Raw genomic sequence first — 15,319 nt, forward strand, 5'->3', positions numbered from 1 at the left:
CTTTCCCCGGCCCATCCAGTGGCGGCCCGTGCCTGGGCATGGCATGACCAGGCTGGAGTTCCAGAGGGCGGGGATACTGGATTCATGGCACTGGACAGACGTGTGGAACTGGGCGAATTCCTGAGATCCCGTCGCGCCAGGCTGCGGCCCGAGGAGCTCGGGCTGCCCGCTTACGGCGGCAACAGACGTGTCCCGGGGCTGCGCCGGGAGGAGCTGGCCATGCTCGCCGGGGTGAGCGTGGACCACTACGTACGGCTTGAGCAGGGCCGTACCCTGCACTTCTCCGAGGCGGTCCTGGACGCGGTCGCCCGCGCGCTGCGGCTGGACGCGACCGAACGCGATCACCTGTACCGGCTCGCCCGCCCCTGGTCGGAGGCCGACCGGCGGGAGAACGCCCCCGAGCCGCAGCGGGTCAGGCCGGGACTGCGCAGGCTGCTCGACCTGGCGTCCGGGGTCCCGGCGTACATCGTGGGCCGCAACACCGACGTCCTGGCCTGGAACCCGCTCGCGGCGGCGTTGATCACCGACTTCGGCGCGCTGCCGCCGCGGCGGCGGAACCTGGCCCGGCTGGTGTTCCTGGACGAGGGGACGCGCGACCTCTACTCCGACTGGTACGCCAAGGCCGCCGACGTGACCGCCTTCCTCAGGCTCGACATCGCGCGTTATCCCGACGATCCGGAGACGGCGGTGCTGGTGGACGAGCTGTCGGCCGCCAGCCCCGAGTTCCGGGAACTCTGGAGCGAGCACGGCGTCCGCGACAAGACCCACGGCCGGTACGTCTACCGGCACCCGGTGGTCGGTGAGCTGGACCTCGGATATGAGACGTTCCGGCTGCCCGACGACCCGGACCAGGCGCTGGTCGCCCACACGGTCGAGGAGGGGTCCGGCTCGGAGACCGCGCTGCGGCTGCTGGCGCTCTGGGCGAAGGAGAGCCTCGTCAGCCCTCGGCCGCGTTCCTGACGCGCTCCAGGTAGGGGACGAGGGCGGCCATCAGGTCGGCGGGCCAGGGGAGGTTCCGGCTGAGTTCGGCGCTGTTGTCCCGCCACATCCGCCGGGCCGCCTCCTGGGTGTCCCCGGTCGTCCCGCCACCGGGGTGGAAGGCGGCGCCCAGTTCGTCCCAGCGGGCGACGAGCTCCCGGACCCGGGGGTCGTCCACGGGGGTGTCGGCCCGCACGTGGCCGAGGAGCTCCTCGACCAGACCGGCCCAGCGGGTCCTGGCCTCCTCGACGGCGTCGGCGCCGAGTGCGGCCCTGCGCTCGGCGAGCTGTTCGCGCTGTTCCGGGGTGAAAGAGGTCTCGAACACAGAGATCATCTCCAGAGTCGTCATGAACTGCCCCGGGTCGGGCATCGCGCCGCCGTCGAGCTGCCCCAGCAGGTCGCGCAGCCGCAGCTTGAGCCGGTCGATCCGCTCGGCCTGCTCGTCCAGGCCACGGAGCTGCGCGGACAGCAGCCCGCGCATCGTCGCCAGGTCGTCCGCCGGGCCCGCGAGCACGACCGCGATCTCGTCGAGTGACAGGCCGAGCGAGCGCAGGGCCCGCACCCGGTACAGCCGCCGCAGGTCGTCCTCGGTGTAGCGGCGGTGCCCTGAGGCGGTGCGTTCGCTCGCCGACAGCAGGCCGATCTCGTCGTAGTGGTACAGCGCGCGCACGGTCGTCCCGCTGGCCCGCGCCAGTTCTCCGATGCTCCACCGGCGTCCGGTGATGTCCTTCCCGGTCACCCTTGAAAAGGTAGAACCCCCCGTTACGGGGGGTTCAAGTCTCTTCTGGAGGAAGCGAGGCTTCGGGGGGTGCCGACCGGGAAGGCCGACACCCCGGTTCTCTTAGAAGAAACGGACGGGGAAGCCGTTGAAGACGCCGCCCCGGCAGAAGCCCCAGCGCCCGATCACGCGCACGGGCACGCCGCCGCCCAGCTGGCACCGAGCCGGAGAGATCCAGCGAATGGTGATCTCGCCCGTCTCGTCGGCCTCGGGTGTGGGGTCGTTGGCGGTGGCCGGGGCGACGACGATCTCGGCGGGAGCCGGGTCGGCTGCTGCGCTGGCGGGCACCCCGGCGGCCAGCGGCGTCGCGACGACCGCTCCTGCGAGTGCCAGACCTGCGAGAAGACGACGGATCATGTTGAGTCCCTTCACGGTTTGTGATGTTGACGTAACCGATCGTGACTCATTCTCGGCTGGGCGAGGCTCTCCCACGCCGGGCCATTTGACTGACTGTGAGTTTTTAATCACTGACGGTAATGCCGTCCTCCCTTGTTCCTCGGCGGCCTTTCCGGAGGCATTTCCCGTTTTGTTACTCCAGAATGGTGTGTTCGGCGGGGAAAGGGTGCTTTATTTATTACGCGAGAAAAGAGGGTCGTTTATCTGCATTTAGCGGCTGGATGTCGGCATTTTCTGCCAGATGGCGGTGATCGTTGGGGGTAGGCCGGGGGTCCTCACGGCTCGTCGATGACCCCCCGGAGGGTGAACGAGATCCAGGCGTCGGGTGGCAGGTCGGGCCGGTTCGGCACGGGCCGGTGCTCCTCGGTCCAGGCGTCCCCGGCGATCGCGGTCGCGGCCCGGCGCCAGAAGCGCGCGGCGCCGGCGTTGTCGTCCTGGAAGGCGATCTCCCACGTGCCCGGATGCCGGGCGACGACCTGCCGTACGGCGCGCAGCCCGACGCCTGTTCCCCGCACACCGCGCACGACGAAGAAACCGCTCAGCACGTGGACCGGGCCGTCCAGGCCGCGGACGACGGCGAGGCCGAGAGGGCGCTCGCCGTTCGTCACCAGGTACGGCGCCCAGCCGGGATCGGTGAACGCCGCGTACAGCCGGTCGCTCCTGAAGGTTCCGTCCACGTCGGGCAGGGCTCCGCGAAACTCCGACATGTCATGGCAGAACATCAGCCAGAGCCGCTCGGCGACGGGCAGATCGGCTTCCTGGGCGAGCCGTACGAACACCTCTGACATGGATCTCCCCGGTGAAGGTCGTGGAACGCGAAAAGCCTCCTCGCGGGACGAAGGTCCGGGACGAGGAGGCTCGATGTTTCCCAGGAAACATATCAGGGTTTCCTCGCGGCTTGGACAGAATGCGCCAGGTCGATGAACTTCCGGATGTTTCGCAGTGGTGTGGGACGGTCTCGGCCGGGCGGTGTGCGACGCTCGTCAATCTCGAACCCGGTAACTTATACACGCCGGACTTCACGCTTTGACTAGATGTTGTGGGAAATTTCGGTGCGTGGTATCCGTTCGGACGGTGAGATCTGAGCGGCTGCGGCCCGATCAGGCCTGCGTGCCGTACGGACCGCGCTTCCACTCGATGGTCACGCATCTCATCGCGGAGAGGTTCGATCCCGGTCGTCCGTGCCGACGTCGCGGAAACCGTCAGAACTCCTGCAGAAACCATCAACGACGCCGATCGGAATAGCGTGCGCAAAAGGTTTACGCGTCACGGAGAGGGTGATTCGTGAGCGACATCCCGAATTGATTCGCTTGTCTGCGAAGCACTTGAATGACGTTTGCGGGATGGTGGGGAACACGGCACGGACAGGAAAAGCGTTGCCGGGTCTCACCCGTAGGGAGGGACCGGTGGGCGAGCCACGGGCGTCCGGATGTCCGCCCGTGGCCGCTCAGCTCTCGGTCCGGTCGGCGCCGGGCCTCACCGGATGAGCTGCTCGACGTTGATCTTCACCTCGTAGACGTCCCGGTACGGGCTCGTCCCGCCACTGCTCAGGGGCCACAGGAGGGGCAACGGCTGCGTCAGGTCGAAGGAGATGGTCGGTGTGGTCGGCTGGACGGTGTCGACCGGATAGATGTTCCACCGCGGGGTCGTCGTACCCCCCGTCCCAGGGGAGGACTGCGAGCCGGTGGGCGTGGGCCTGGGCTGCGAGCCGGGGTTCGTGGGGAACAGCGGCGGATCGAGGTTGACGAAGGTCATGGTCGAGCGCGGACCCACGTTGGGGGTGCTGCTGCCGCCTCCCCCACCGCCGCCGGTGCCGCCGGTCGATCCACCGCTCTGGGTGGGGGTGACGGGCAGGTTGTGGCGGTCGTTGCGGCTGGAGTCGCACGGCTGCGCCGCTCTGGCCGGTGGGCGCGCTCCGTCGGGCGCCTTGACGCGCAGCCCGAGTTCACCCGCGATCATCAGGGCGTAGTGTCCCGCCAGCGCCTTCTGCCCCTGCTGGTTGGGATGCCCCGACTGCTGCTTCCGGTTGAAGGAGTCCCCGCCGGGTGCCAAGACGAGGTTGCGGGTGTAGGGGGTTCTGGTCCCCAGTTCGTGGCCGGCGAAGGCGTTCTCGATGTCCAGCAGGTCGGCGGAGATCCCGTGGTCGGCCAGGATCTGCTGCGCCTTCTTGATGGAGGCGGTCAGCCGAGGCGACAGGGTACGGAGTCTCGCCCAGTCCGCGTCCCGGTTGAGGATGAACGTCAACCATCTCATCGGGCCTCCGGGAAGGCGGTCGTTCGCGAGAGACTGGGGGTAGTTGACCATCATGATCCTGGCCTTGCCGCCGGTGGCGGTCTTCGTCGCCCGCACCAGCTGCACCAGTCGCGCCGACAGGGTCGACGGTTGCGTCAGCGGACGGACGAACGGCGGGCGCGGAGGTTCCGAATCCGCCCATTCCTGTTCGGAGGTGCGGGTGGTGTCGAACAACGGCTCGGTCTCCGCCTCGACGGCGCTCAGGTCGCCCTTCTTTTCGAGGAGGGCCTGCAGTCTGGGCCCGAAGTCGACGTCGTTGCCGCCGAAGCCGGAGATCACCAGGTCGGTGGCGTTGTCCAGCCCCTGGCTCTGCGGCGGGTTGACGCGGCCGTGGTCGTTCTGGCCTACGAAGAAGTGCTCGCTGGCGGCGCCGGAGGAGGCGTTGAAACGTACGTCGAAGAAAATCTCGGGATTGGCGCGGCGCAGCAGGTCGATGCCCTGCAGGACCGCCGCGTTGGCCGAACGGTGCCGGAAGTCATCCTCGTAGTCGGCCTGGGTGTGCCCCACCGCCGGGATGGGTGGCTTCCCGTTACCGACCCAGAGGTAGGGATCGGGCAGGAAACCGCGCTTGTTGAAGTAGTCTCCCGCCCCCTCTCCGGATATGTACGAGTCGCCCATGATGACGATCTTCACGACCTTCTGCCCCGGCAGGGGGACACCCTGGCGGAACTGGGCGGGTTTGTCGTCCCCCCAGAACAGCGGCCCACCCGGCCCGATACCCGTCGGCGGGCAGGTGTCGGTCGGCGCGTACCGCTGAGCCAGGTAATCCAAGCCGTTGGTGTTGGGGAGGTTCGCGAGCGTTTCGGCGTCGTAGTCGTTGAGCAGCGGGACGTCGCCGCCCACGGTGGCGCTCGCGGGGGTGAGGCCGGAGGCCGCGACCAGGACGGTGGCGAGGGCCGCTCCCGCGAGCGCGCGAGGCAGGGGGCGATGTAAGGATCTTCGCGTCATGCCGTCAACTATGAGCAACGCTCACATGGGGTACCTCCTGCTGAGGAAGGAGTACACCCCCCGCCGACCGGCCGCCGTCCCCTCCTGCCGGGGAAGGATCCCCCGGTCGCATCCGTGAAGGCGATGGATGGATTCGTCCTGGTCACAGGCGTGGTTCGGCGACTGGGCGCCGTACGGGCCGAGGACCGCCGCTGTTGCGGGTCGTGATCCCCGAGCCGGGTCTGTGCGACCATGACCGGAATGGACGCCCGTTTCCTCGGCATCGCCGACCTGGTCGAAACCCCGTCCGTCGCGGTCGTCGTCGACGTCATGCGCGCGTTCACCGTGGCGGCCTGGGCCTTCGCCCGGGGGGCGGAGAAGATCGTTCTCGCGGGGTCACCGGACGAGGCCCTGGCGCTGAAGGCCCGTCACCCGGACTGGGTGGCGCTCAAGGACGGTCCGCCCGCGCCCGGGTTCGACGCCGTCAACTCGCCGGGCCTGCTGCGGTCCACTGACCTTGGCGGACGGACCGTCGTGCAGAAAACCACGGCGGGGACGGTCGGCGCCCTCGCGGTCAAGGACGCGCCGCTGGTGCCGTGCGCGGGCTTCGTGGTGGCGGAGGCGACGGCTCGGCTTCTGCGGACGTGTGAGAGCGACAACGTCACGTTCGTGGTCACCGGCGAGGACGGACAGGCCGACGAAGACCTGGCGTGTGCTCAGTACATCGCCCGGAGGGTCACCGAGGCCAGGACGGACGCCGCCGAGTTCCTCCGCCGCGCCGCCGGGTCGCGCGCGGCCACCGAACTGGCGGAGGGGGTGCGGCAGGGAGTCCATCCCGACGACGTCGCGCTCTGCCTTGAGGTCGACCGGTTCCCCTTCGCCATGGTGGCGACCCTGGAAGGCCCGCTCATGGTCCTGCGTCCTTCACGAGACCCTCTGGGCGGTTCCCTCGGCCGCTGACCGTTCGACGGCGGCGAGGAGCCGGTGGTGGCGTAGGGCGGTCTCGAAACCGGGATACGGCTGCCGGGCTTCGGCCAGAGCCCGGGCCACCTCCTGGTAGAGGGCCGCGATGTTGGCCGGAGGGCCGGACGCTGTCCGGAGCCGTGCGAAAGGCGTCGGGCACGGCCAGGACGTCGTCGAACGGCTGGTCCGCGGGGCAGTGGACCTGGTCGCGGGAGAGGGCACGCCCCACGGTTGCCTGTGCGTCAACAGCGTGCACGCCTGCGGGCCCGACGCGCACGCCGTACGGCGGGACGCCATCGCGGTGCGCAAGGCCGGTGAGGCGGCGCTGCGCAGAAGGCTGGAACAGGCCACCGACCTGCCCTCCCGCCACGACCCGGCCACCCTGGCCGCCCTCGTCCACACGATCACCGACGGCATAGCCGTACAGGCCGCCACGGGCCGAAGTCACGACGAACTACGCCGGATAGGCGACCTGGCCCTGCACGCCGTACTGACCTGAGAACCGCGGCTCACCATCAGGGCGACCCCGCCACGTCCGCCGAGCTGAGCCTGTCGGCCGGCTCGGAGAACGCCTCCTGATGGCTGGAGGAGGGCCTTTCCGAGTACGACATATGGTCGAGTGCCGGTTCAGCGGTGCCGGGGGAAGGCGAGGTTTCGTGTGACGTACAGGCGGATCGTTCCCTTCGTCGATTCGTCCGCCTGCCAGACGAGCCAGTCGCCTCCCACCGGGGTGTTCTGCTTCGTGGGGTACATGACGTAGGGCATGTCCGGGTCGCGTGGCCTGTCGGGGGCGGGTTCGGTGACCAGGTAGGTGGCCCTGAGGCCGCGCCTGCCGATCTCCGGGAGGACCTCGCCCACGGTCCTGCCCTCGATCCGGTACCCGCCCAGCGAGGTCGCCCTCACCCAGGGCGGAGGCGTCTTCGCCAGGTAGTGCGGCCGGTCGTCGGGGACCGGATCGCAGGGCGCCACCGGATCCCGCATGAGGATCGTGCTGGTGCCGTTCCATCCGTTGACGGGATCGACGTACAGGGTCCAGACGAAGGTCTGGCCGGGTTTGAATAGCTTGGTGTCGATCTGCATCCGCCAGGCCCCGGGATCACCGGGGACGTTCGTGGGCGTGCGGTAGAGGCCTCCGGGAACGTCCGTCACGACGGTGCCGCGTGGCTCCCTGCATTTCCGGCCGGCCGGGACGTAGTCCACGACGGCGGGCACGTCGAGCTCCCGGAGCTGCCCGGTCAGCCCCTTCACGTCCGGGAAGTCGCCGGGTGCGACGTCGCGTACGGTGACGTGCACGACGCCGTCGGAGTCCTTGGTGACGGCGTAGGCGGGGGCGGCCCCGCCGATGGACGAGACCGTGATCACGCTCGCCACGACGGCGACCGCCGCCCCCGCCGCCAAGGTCATGACGATCCGGCGGCGTGGCCGTCCGGCCCGCTCGGCCGCCGCCCGCGCCGCCACGTGCTCCTTCAGCTCGGCCAGCCGGCGCTCTTCGAAACCCGCGAGAGATCCGTTCATGACGATCCTTCCAAGATGGTCTCCGGGCAGGTGCCGGGTTCGTTCACGAGTCGGCGGTGCGCGCGGTGCAGCCGTACCCGGGCGGTGGCGACACGGATGCGCAGGGCCGTGGCGGCGTCGGTGACGGACAGGCCGTCGACGTCCACGAGTTCGGCCACGGCCCGCAGGCCCTTGGGCAGCCGCGCGATGGCCGCCAGCAACGGGCGGGTGGCCCGTTCGGCGTCGATGCGTTCCTCCAGCCGCGCGATGTCGTCGTCGTCCAGAGGGCGGCGCCCCGCGGCCCTGCCGTTCTTGTGCAGCTCCCTGGCCGCTCTGCGCAGCTCGGACGCCACCACGTTGCGCGCGATGCCGAACAGCCACGCCTCCTGGCTGCCCCGGTCGGGCCGGTAGGTGTCCGCCGCGTCGACGGCGGCCAGGAAGACCTCGGTGGTGAGGTCGTCCACCGTGTGCGGGTCGGTCATCCGGCGGGCCACGAAGCGGCTCACCCGTTCGACGTGTCTTCGGTAGAAGACCTCGAACGCCTCGGGATCCCGCATCGTCTGCCGGAGATCCTCCGGTGGAATGTCTGCCATCCACTGCGCCTTCCGCTGACTCGGGACTTTCCCCTTCTTGGCGAGCAGCGGGGTGGGATATTACATCCCGGTCGGATCCGCCTCCCGTCGTACCGGGTCAAGTCCCTGACGTCACCGCAGGCCCGGGTCGCGGCGCGCGCTCCACACGGCCAGTGCGGCGGCCAGGAGGAGGGCGCCGGCCAGCCAGAGAACGCCCCGCAGGGGCAGCGCGTCGACGACGGTGCCACCGGCCAGCGCGCCGAGGCCGATGGCGAGGTTGAACACCGCCACCCACAGGGCGGAGGCCTCCTCGACGGCCTGGGGCGCGGCCTTGATCATCCAGGTCTGCAGGCTGGTGGAGACCCCGCCGTAGACCAGGCCCCAGATGACGAGCAGGGTGACTCCGCCCACGGCGGTGAGTCCCGCGACGGGGTAGAGGAGCACGGTCACTCCCAGGGCGGTGGCGATGGCCAGGACGGTGCGGTGGAGCCTCCTGGCGACGACGGCACCGGCGATGAAGTTGCCCGCGATGCCGGCGACGCCGAACCCGAACAGCAGGGGCCCGACGAATCCCTCGTTGACGCCGGACAGGTCCCGCAGCACGGGGCCGATGAAGGTGTAGGCCGAGAAGTGGCCGGTGACGATGAGGAAGGTCGCCAGGATGCCGATCCGGACGCCCTGGTTGCGGAACTGGCCGACCAGCCGTCGCAGGGCGACGGGCCGCGCGGCGGTCAGCGGTGGCAGTACGGCCAGCAGGGCGACCAGGACGACGAGCGCGAGGACGCTCAGCGCGCCGAACGCGACCCGCCAGTTCGTCAGTCCGCCGAGGACGGTGCCGATGGGGACGCCGAAGACGTTGGCGGCGCCGACGCCGCCGAAGATGACGGCCGTGGCGCGTGGCACGTCGGCGGGTGCGACAAGCCGTACGGCCAGGCCACCGGCGATGGCCCAGAACCCGCCGATCGCGATCCCGACCAGCACCCGGGAGACGATCAGGAGCGGGTAGTCGGGAGCCAGGGCGGAGGCCAGGTTGGCGAGCGTCATGAGTCCCATCAGGGCGACGAGCAGGAGCCTGCGGTTCATGGTGCCGACCAGGATCGGGACGGCGGGCGCCGCGACGGCGGCGACGACGCTGGGGACGGTGACCATCAGGCCCGCGGCGCCCTCGGACACCGACAGCGCCGATCCGACGGGACTGAGCAGCCCGATGGGGAGTTGCTCGGCCGTCACCAGGAGAAAGGTGCCGAGGGCCACGGCGGAGACCGCGATCCAGTGACTTCTCGGTGAGATGTTCGGCTCGGGCAGCGTACGTTCGGTCGCCATCACGTCGGGTTCTCCTCACTCATTCGGGAGCGATCGCTCCCATATGACGGCACACCCTAATACGGGAGCGATCGCTCCACAACTTTGGTAGGGTTCGTACCATGGCGCGACCCAGGGAGTTCGACGAGCAGGACGTGATCGACAGGGCGACCCGGCTGTTCTGGTGCCGTGGTTACAACGCCACGTCCGTGCGTGATCTGGGAACCGAGCTCGGGCTCAAGCAGAGCAGCCTGTATCGGACCTTCAACGACAAGCACACGCTGTTCCTGCGCGCGCTGGACCACTACCGGGCGACCGAGTCCACCCAGGCCGAAGAGCAGCTGAACGCCCCAGGCTCCTGCCTCGACATCCTGCGGGAGTGGCTGCTCTGGCTGGTCGGCCACGAGGCCGGACGGGGCTGCTTCGTGGTCAACACCGCCACCGAACTCGGCGCCGCCGACCCCGAGGTTCACGAAAGGGTCGAGGCCGCCTTCGACGTCACCCGGCGGACCCTGGCGTCGCTGCTGCGCCGCGGCGTCCAGGAGGGCGACCTGCCCGCCACACTCGACGTGGACGCCGCGGTGGAGACGCTGTTCACGACGGTGCTCGGGCTACGCGTCCGCGAACGCGCAGGACACGACCCCCGACGACTGGCCACGGTCATCGACTTCACGATCGGAACGCTCACGGCCCCGGCGCCCTGATCGTGGGGGTGTCTCGAAGCATGTCAACTCGTCGGCACCCGGACCAGATCGGCCGGAGGGGCGACCACGGTCGTATGGTCCCAGTCGGAGAAGATGATCTCCGTCGACGCCTTCGCGGTCAGCCGCAGCCGTACCGGCCGTCCCTGGTCGTCGAGCCAGAGGTCGTACGTGGCCCGCGCGCCGAACTCCTTGAGCAACCGGTCGCGCAGCCGCGCCTGTGCCGCCCTGTCACCGGCCCGGACCTTGTCGTACTCCTCCGTGATGTCCTGCATGATCGGTAGCGGGTCGTACGCTTCGAGGAACGCGGCGAGATCCAGCGCGTCGAGTGCCGCCCGCACGTCGATGGCGACCGTGTAACGGTCGAGCCCGCCCTCGGACGTCTGGCCGCCCACCCGTCCCCGCGCCGCCAGCAGCGCGTGCACCCGGTGGCTGTTCACCAGCGTCATGGCCTGGTCCGTCACCACGGTGATGCCCAGCAGGTTGTACGGCTCGTGCTCTCCGGTGATCTTCTCCCAGGTCTTGCCCGGAGCCACCTCGTCCTGCATCTGCATGTACGCGGTACCTCCTATCCGGATGAGCCGCCCACGCAAGCCAAGATCGGCGAAGACGTCCTGGTCCTGTCCCCTGGTGACCAGGGTGGCGCTCTGGATCCCCTGCTTCGCCACTCGCCTGACATCCGGGTGCGCCTGTAGATATGTCTCGACATATCCGGCGATATCGGGAGCGGTCTTCATCCCCGAACCGCACCCCGCCACCAGCAGCGCTAATACGGCGATCACCACATATCTGGGCACGCGGTCATGCTGGCACGGTCATATGCAGAACCCTCTGAGGGGAACGTGCGGATCACGTGCAGAAGGACCTGTCCTGAACCCCGAAGTCACGCGTCGGCTTTCGTGCCGGATACGAATTCTCGGCGTTGTACGGCACGGCGATTATGGAATGTCCTCTTTTGGAATGGTTGTGATGCGTGACTGGTATGGCGTCGGCTGACTGTGTTCTCGACGGGCGGAAAAAGTCAAAGTTGCATGGCGTGCAAGTCCGGGTATGGTCGAAAACAGGACGCACCATCCACTGTGATCCACCACAGGAGCGCTGATGCCTCGTTCCACCACCGAGATCCATCGCGTCGAGGAAGCACCCGAGGCCGACCAGGCCACATTGCGGGTGCAGTTGCCCGACGAGCTGAAGGTCAGGCAGTGCCCGTTCGATCCGCCGCAGGCGCTGGCCAGGATGCACGCGCAGGCGCCGGTCAACCAGGTGACACTGGGCACCGGAGAGAAGATATGGGTGGTCACCGGCATCGACGAGGCCCGCTTCGTGATGTCCGACCCCCGTTTCAGCGCCGACCGCTTCAACCGCCGCAACGCCCTGATCTCCGTCCCCGAGGAGATGCGCGCGAAGCTGTTCGACGCGCGCGCCATGGCCGGGCAGTTCGTGGCCATGGATCCGCCGCAGCACACCCGCCTGCGCAAGCTGGTCGTCGGCCAGTTCACCCTGCGCCGGATGCGCGCGCTCGTCCCGCGCATCACCGAGATCGTCAACTCCCACCTGGACGCGATGGAGGCGGCGGGCACCTCGGCCGACCTGGTCCGCGCGTTCGCCCTGCCCGTGCCCTCCCTGGTGATCTGCGAACTGCTCGGCGTCCCGTACGAGGCCCGCGCGGACTTCCAGCGCCGCACCTCCACCCTCATCCGCATGGGCACACCGGTGAACGAGGTGGTGCGGGTCCGCGAGGAGATGCGGGAGTTCATGCACGAGCTGGTGGAGGCCAAGCGCGCCCAGCCCGATGACGGCCTGATCTCCGGGCTGATCCACGGCGACCACGCCGGAGAGCTCACCGACGACGAGCTGGTCGGCATCGCGAACCTGCTGCTCGCCGCCGGGCACGAGACCACGGCCAACATGATCGCCCTGGGCGCCTTCGCCCTCCTGGAACACCCCGACCAGCTTGAGCTGCTGCGCGACAACTCCGAGATAGCCGACAGGGCCGTCGAGGAACTGCTGCGTTACGTCTCGATCCTCCACATGGGGCCGTTCCGCGTCACCACCGACGAGGTGGAGGTGGGCGGTGTGCGGGTCCCCGCGGGCGACACGGTGATGATCTCGACTCCGGAGGTCAACCGGGATCCCGCCCACTGGGAGGAGCCGACCACCTTCGACCTCACCCGCGAACGCAACCCGCACCTGGCCTTCGGGTACGGCATCCACCAGTGCCTCGGTCAGCAGCTGGCCCGCGCGGAGCTGAGCGTCGCCCTGCCCGCCCTGGTGCGCCGCTTCCCGCACCTGCGGCTGGCCTGCCGTCCGGATGAGGTGCCGATGCGCGACGACATGTTCATCTACGGCGTGCACTCCCTGCCCGTCGCCTGGGACGCTCCCCAGGCCTGAGCCCGTACCGGTTCCGGGCGACCGTTCGTGTCAGCCCGGGACCGGTCGAGCGGGGCGCCCAGCCCCGCGTCGAGCTGGGCCACCACCGTGTCGATGAGCGCGCTGAGCGGGCCCGGCTCGCTCAGCCAGCGCTGGGTCGCCACCCGCAGCGCGCTCAGCATGCACGACGCCACCAGGCCCGGATACAGGTCCTCGTCCCCGACCCCCGTACGCTCCGAGACCGCGGCGGCCAGTTCGCGCTCGCGCGCGGCGAACGCCTTGAGCCGGTACGGCAGCAGCGCCGGGTCACCACGCAGGACCTGGAGATGTTCGACGTGGAAGCGCAGCTTGTCCTCGTCGACCACCTCCAGCACGGCCGCACGCAGCGCCGCCAGCACCGGTTCGGCGGCGGGGCGCCCCCGGAAGGCGGCGACGATGGCCTCGGCGATGGCCGCGTCGCCCGCGACCACCGCCTCCTCCTTGCAGGAGAAGTAGTTGAAGAAGGTCCGCAGCGCGACCCCGACCTCCTCGGCGACCTGCTCGGCGGTGACGTTGGCCACCCCGCGCTCGGCGCACATCCGCAGCGCCGCCTCGCTCAACGCCGCCCGGGTCGCGCGCTTCCTGCGCTCCCGCCGCCCCATGCCGCCTTCGTCCATGCACCGCACCTCAGCGCTCGCGCCTGCCGTACCCGGAGAATAGATGGTCACCCGCCGGGCGACCATGGCGATACGCCGGTGAACCGTCCGGCGCGGAGCCGAGGACGGCCGTGCCGGAGGAAGGCCTTTCACGATGAGGGGTCCTCCTCATCGATCTTCCAGGACGACGGCCGTCACGCGGATGTGGTTCGCACGGCGCTCTCCGCGACGGGGTCCGGGCGCGCGTCACGCAGTGCGGCCTCGACGCGGCGGTTGCTGGTCATGGTCGCGGTGACGGCGGTCATGGTGAGCAGGAGGCCGGCGGCGACGTACAGCGGGGTGCGCAGACCGTAGGCGTTGGCCAGCCCGCCGCCCAGGAAGGCGCCGAACGGGGCGGCGCACATGGAGAGCATGCGGGAGGTGGAGGCGACCCGGCCCATCAGATGGGCCGGGACGATGGCCTGCCGGAGCGAGGGGCCGAGGACCATCGTGGCGCCTATGCCCGCCCCGCAGACGGCGAGCGCGAGCCCGGCCACGTACGCGTTCGGCGCCGCGGCGAGTCCCACGATGGCGAGGCCCTCGATGGTGGCGGTGCAGGTCAGCGCGGTTCCGGTGCCCAGGCGCCGGCCGAGGAAGGAGGCGACGCCCGCGCCGAGCAGGCCGCCCGCGGCCTCGGCGGTGAGGAGCAGGCCGAAGCCGAAGGCGCCGATGCCGAGACGTTCGCGGGCGAACAGCGGCAGGACGGTCTCCACGGCGAGGAAGGCGATGTTCCCGACCGCCGGACGCAGCGCGAGCCCGAGCAGCAGCCGGTCGCGGAAGACGTAGGAGGCCCCGGCCCGAGCCTGCCTGAGCAGTGACTCGCGGGCGCTCGCCACAGGGCGCGGTACGGCGGGCAGCGACCGGACGAGCAGCGCCGACACCGCGAACGACACCGCGTCGGCGAGCAACGGAACCGAACGTCCGAGCGCGAGCAGCGCACTGCCCACGGGTGGCCCGGCGAAGCCGGACGCCGCGGTCTGGGTGCCGCGCAGGCGAGTGTTGGCCCGCTCCAGCTGGGCGGGGTCGCGGCCGAGCAGATCCGGCAGGTACGCCGTCGCGGCCGTGTCGAAGAACAGCGCGCCGAGGGAGAGCAGGAACGCGACGGCCGTCAGCAGCGGGACGCTCAGCACGTCGAGCGCCGCAGCGGCGGCGGGTACGGCGAGCAGCACCGCACGAGCGGCGTCCGTGACCCACATCGTGCGGCGGCGGTCCCAGCGGTCGACCAGCGCGCCGCCGAGCACTCCGAACAGCAGCCAGGGCAGTGTCCCGGCGGCCGTGACGACGGCCAGCACCATCGGATCCCGGGTCAACGTCAACGCCAGCAGCGGCAGCGCGGCATGCATCACACCGTCGCCGAGCGAGGACACCGTCTGCGCGGTCCACAGTCGTCCGAAGCCGACAGGTAACTTCGCTACGTCACTCATCGGATGCGGCGTCCTCCCCGACCTGGCCGGCGGAGGCCTCAGAGGTGCCCGCCGCCATGGTCGCGGCGAGAATCTTCGTTTTCATCCCGTTATGTTCCTCTATGGGAGAGAGCGCAGAACCGGCGCCCCCGAGGTTTCCGCGCGGCTCCGATGACGGCGGTCAGCCTCCACGTGAACACGTGGGACAACGCGTTCCACCCGCCGCCGCTGGTCAAGAAGCTCAAGGACGAACTCGGCCGCTTCCGCACGCCGACGGCGGGGCCGGTCGGGTTCGCCTCGCCGTCCGAGCCCTTCCGCGTCGCCGCGGAGCTTGTTCGTCACCGCCGGCTCACCACAGGTGACCCCGCCTGACGGCGTCCCTCCCAAGTCGGAGATCGTCGTGTCGAACCAGGGTTTCCGTAGGGGACAACTCCGATGCCGTACCGCCCTCTCACGCCAGATCTTGATA

At 69.8% G+C, this 15,319-nt stretch carries 16 protein-coding genes; 6 read left to right on the forward strand and 10 right to left on the reverse strand.

What is annotated here, in order from left to right:
- Positions 1-84: 84 nt before the first annotated feature.
- Entirely contained in the window at positions 85-960 is an 876-nt protein-coding gene (locus ACFYY8_RS12930; RefSeq protein ID WP_390040191.1) for a helix-turn-helix transcriptional regulator, read from the forward strand.
- Here the strand turns inward: ACFYY8_RS12930 and ACFYY8_RS12935 are convergent.
- The 4 genes from ACFYY8_RS12935 to ACFYY8_RS12950 all read right to left on the reverse strand — a co-directional run bounded on the left by ACFYY8_RS12935 (position 938) and on the right by ACFYY8_RS12950 (position 5,392).
- Positions 938-1,717: a MerR family transcriptional regulator gene (locus ACFYY8_RS12935; RefSeq protein WP_390040193.1), complete on the reverse strand. Its 780-nt coding sequence runs from the start codon at positions 1,715-1,717 to the stop codon at positions 938-940. The two genes, ACFYY8_RS12930 and ACFYY8_RS12935, sit on opposite strands and share 23 nt — an antisense overlap.
- 102 nt (positions 1,718-1,819) lie before the next feature.
- Positions 1,820-2,113: a hypothetical protein gene (locus ACFYY8_RS12940; RefSeq protein WP_390040195.1), complete on the reverse strand. Its 294-nt coding sequence runs from the start codon at positions 2,111-2,113 to the stop codon at positions 1,820-1,822.
- A gap of 314 nt (positions 2,114-2,427) precedes the next feature.
- Positions 2,428-2,940, reverse strand: coding sequence for a GNAT family N-acetyltransferase (locus ACFYY8_RS12945; RefSeq protein ID WP_390040197.1), 513 nt, complete (start codon positions 2,938-2,940; stop codon positions 2,428-2,430).
- Between the two features lie 688 nt (positions 2,941-3,628).
- The gene (locus ACFYY8_RS12950; protein ID WP_390040199.1) at positions 3,629-5,392 is read right to left on the reverse strand and encodes a hypothetical protein; all 1,764 of its coding nucleotides are present in this window, start codon (positions 5,390-5,392) and stop codon (positions 3,629-3,631) included.
- Between the two features lie 240 nt (positions 5,393-5,632).
- On the opposite strand from ACFYY8_RS12950, the gene ACFYY8_RS12955 reads away from it, so the two are divergent.
- Together ACFYY8_RS12955 and ACFYY8_RS12960 are read left to right on the forward strand one after the other, a co-directional pair.
- The gene (locus ACFYY8_RS12955) at positions 5,633-6,331 is read left to right on the forward strand and encodes a 2-phosphosulfolactate phosphatase (RefSeq protein ID WP_390040201.1); all 699 of its coding nucleotides are present in this window, start codon (positions 5,633-5,635) and stop codon (positions 6,329-6,331) included.
- A gap of 109 nt (positions 6,332-6,440) precedes the next feature.
- The gene (locus ACFYY8_RS12960; RefSeq protein WP_390040203.1) at positions 6,441-6,833 is read left to right on the forward strand and encodes a hypothetical protein; all 393 of its coding nucleotides are present in this window, start codon (positions 6,441-6,443) and stop codon (positions 6,831-6,833) included.
- Between the two features lie 128 nt (positions 6,834-6,961).
- Here ACFYY8_RS12960 and ACFYY8_RS12965 read toward each other — a convergent pair whose 3' ends face one another.
- From ACFYY8_RS12965 to ACFYY8_RS12975, 3 genes are all read right to left on the reverse strand, one after another.
- Positions 6,962-7,849 (reverse strand): hypothetical protein, encoded by an 888-nt coding sequence (locus tag ACFYY8_RS12965; RefSeq protein WP_390040204.1) that lies wholly within the window; start codon positions 7,847-7,849, stop codon positions 6,962-6,964.
- Positions 7,846-8,421: an RNA polymerase sigma factor gene (locus ACFYY8_RS12970; RefSeq protein WP_390040206.1), complete on the reverse strand. Its 576-nt coding sequence runs from the start codon at positions 8,419-8,421 to the stop codon at positions 7,846-7,848. The genes ACFYY8_RS12965 and ACFYY8_RS12970 overlap by 4 nt, the downstream gene beginning before the upstream one ends.
- 111 nt (positions 8,422-8,532) lie before the next feature.
- Positions 8,533-9,723 carry an MFS transporter gene (locus ACFYY8_RS12975; protein ID WP_390040208.1) on the reverse strand — a complete coding sequence of 397 codons (1,191 nt, stop codon included), beginning with the start codon at positions 9,721-9,723 and terminating at the stop codon, positions 8,533-8,535.
- Between the two features lie 101 nt (positions 9,724-9,824).
- On the opposite strand from ACFYY8_RS12975, the gene ACFYY8_RS12980 reads away from it, so the two are divergent.
- A complete protein-coding gene (locus ACFYY8_RS12980) occupies positions 9,825-10,406 on the forward strand; it encodes a TetR/AcrR family transcriptional regulator (RefSeq protein ID WP_390040210.1) in 582 nt (193 codons plus the stop codon).
- 23 nt (positions 10,407-10,429) lie between these two features.
- On the opposite strand, the gene ACFYY8_RS12985 is transcribed toward ACFYY8_RS12980, so the two are convergent.
- A complete protein-coding gene (locus ACFYY8_RS12985) occupies positions 10,430-11,200 on the reverse strand; it encodes a hypothetical protein (protein WP_390040212.1) in 771 nt (256 codons plus the stop codon).
- Positions 11,201-11,504: 304 nt separating this feature from the next.
- On the opposite strand from ACFYY8_RS12985, the gene ACFYY8_RS12990 reads away from it, so the two are divergent.
- Entirely contained in the window at positions 11,505-12,794 is a 1,290-nt protein-coding gene (locus tag ACFYY8_RS12990; protein ID WP_390040214.1) for a cytochrome P450, read from the forward strand.
- Here the strand turns inward: ACFYY8_RS12990 and ACFYY8_RS12995 are convergent.
- Positions 12,746-13,429: a TetR family transcriptional regulator gene (locus tag ACFYY8_RS12995; protein ID WP_390040216.1), complete on the reverse strand. Its 684-nt coding sequence runs from the start codon at positions 13,427-13,429 to the stop codon at positions 12,746-12,748. The two genes, ACFYY8_RS12990 and ACFYY8_RS12995, sit on opposite strands and share 49 nt — an antisense overlap.
- Before the next feature lie 173 nt (positions 13,430-13,602).
- On the reverse strand, positions 13,603-14,871 hold the full coding sequence (locus ACFYY8_RS13000; RefSeq protein ID WP_390040218.1) for an MFS transporter: 1,269 nt from the start codon (positions 14,869-14,871) through the stop codon (positions 13,603-13,605).
- Positions 14,872-15,021: 150 nt separating this feature from the next.
- On the opposite strand from ACFYY8_RS13000, the gene ACFYY8_RS13005 reads away from it, so the two are divergent.
- Complete coding sequence (locus tag ACFYY8_RS13005) at positions 15,022-15,222, forward strand: hypothetical protein (protein WP_390040220.1); 201 nt, start codon at positions 15,022-15,024, stop codon at positions 15,220-15,222.
- Positions 15,223-15,319 lie beyond the last annotated feature (97 nt).

It is taken from the genome of Streptosporangium sp. NPDC001559 (genome assembly GCF_042893955.1).
GTDB lineage: Bacteria > Actinomycetota > Actinomycetes > Streptosporangiales > Streptosporangiaceae > Streptosporangium.

Excerpts from the sequence above, each read along its gene's own strand:
- ACFYY8_RS12930 (WP_390040191.1), top strand. The coding sequence starts at position 85 with ATGGCACTGGACAGACGTGTGGAACTGGGCGAATTCCTGAGATCCCGT.
- ACFYY8_RS12940 (WP_390040195.1), bottom strand. The coding sequence starts at position 2,113 with ATGATCCGTCGTCTTCTCGCAGGTCTGGCACTCGCAGGAGCGGTCGTC.
- ACFYY8_RS12945 (WP_390040197.1), bottom strand. The coding sequence starts at position 2,940 with ATGTCAGAGGTGTTCGTACGGCTCGCCCAGGAAGCCGATCTGCCCGTC.
- ACFYY8_RS12950 (WP_390040199.1), bottom strand. The coding sequence starts at position 5,392 with ATGACGCGAAGATCCTTACATCGCCCCCTGCCTCGCGCGCTCGCGGGA.
- ACFYY8_RS12955 (WP_390040201.1), top strand. The coding sequence starts at position 5,633 with ATGGACGCCCGTTTCCTCGGCATCGCCGACCTGGTCGAAACCCCGTCC.
- ACFYY8_RS12960 (WP_390040203.1), top strand. The coding sequence starts at position 6,441 with ATGTTGGCCGGAGGGCCGGACGCTGTCCGGAGCCGTGCGAAAGGCGTC.
- ACFYY8_RS12965 (WP_390040204.1), bottom strand. The coding sequence starts at position 7,849 with ATGAACGGATCTCTCGCGGGTTTCGAAGAGCGCCGGCTGGCCGAGCTG.
- ACFYY8_RS12970 (WP_390040206.1), bottom strand. The coding sequence starts at position 8,421 with ATGGCAGACATTCCACCGGAGGATCTCCGGCAGACGATGCGGGATCCC.
- ACFYY8_RS12975 (WP_390040208.1), bottom strand. The coding sequence starts at position 9,723 with ATGGCGACCGAACGTACGCTGCCCGAGCCGAACATCTCACCGAGAAGT.
- ACFYY8_RS12980 (WP_390040210.1), top strand. The coding sequence starts at position 9,825 with ATGGCGCGACCCAGGGAGTTCGACGAGCAGGACGTGATCGACAGGGCG.
- ACFYY8_RS12990 (WP_390040214.1), top strand. The coding sequence starts at position 11,505 with ATGCCTCGTTCCACCACCGAGATCCATCGCGTCGAGGAAGCACCCGAG.
- ACFYY8_RS12995 (WP_390040216.1), bottom strand. The coding sequence starts at position 13,429 with ATGGACGAAGGCGGCATGGGGCGGCGGGAGCGCAGGAAGCGCGCGACC.
- ACFYY8_RS13000 (WP_390040218.1), bottom strand. The coding sequence starts at position 14,871 with ATGAGTGACGTAGCGAAGTTACCTGTCGGCTTCGGACGACTGTGGACC.
- ACFYY8_RS13005 (WP_390040220.1), top strand. The coding sequence starts at position 15,022 with ATGACGGCGGTCAGCCTCCACGTGAACACGTGGGACAACGCGTTCCAC.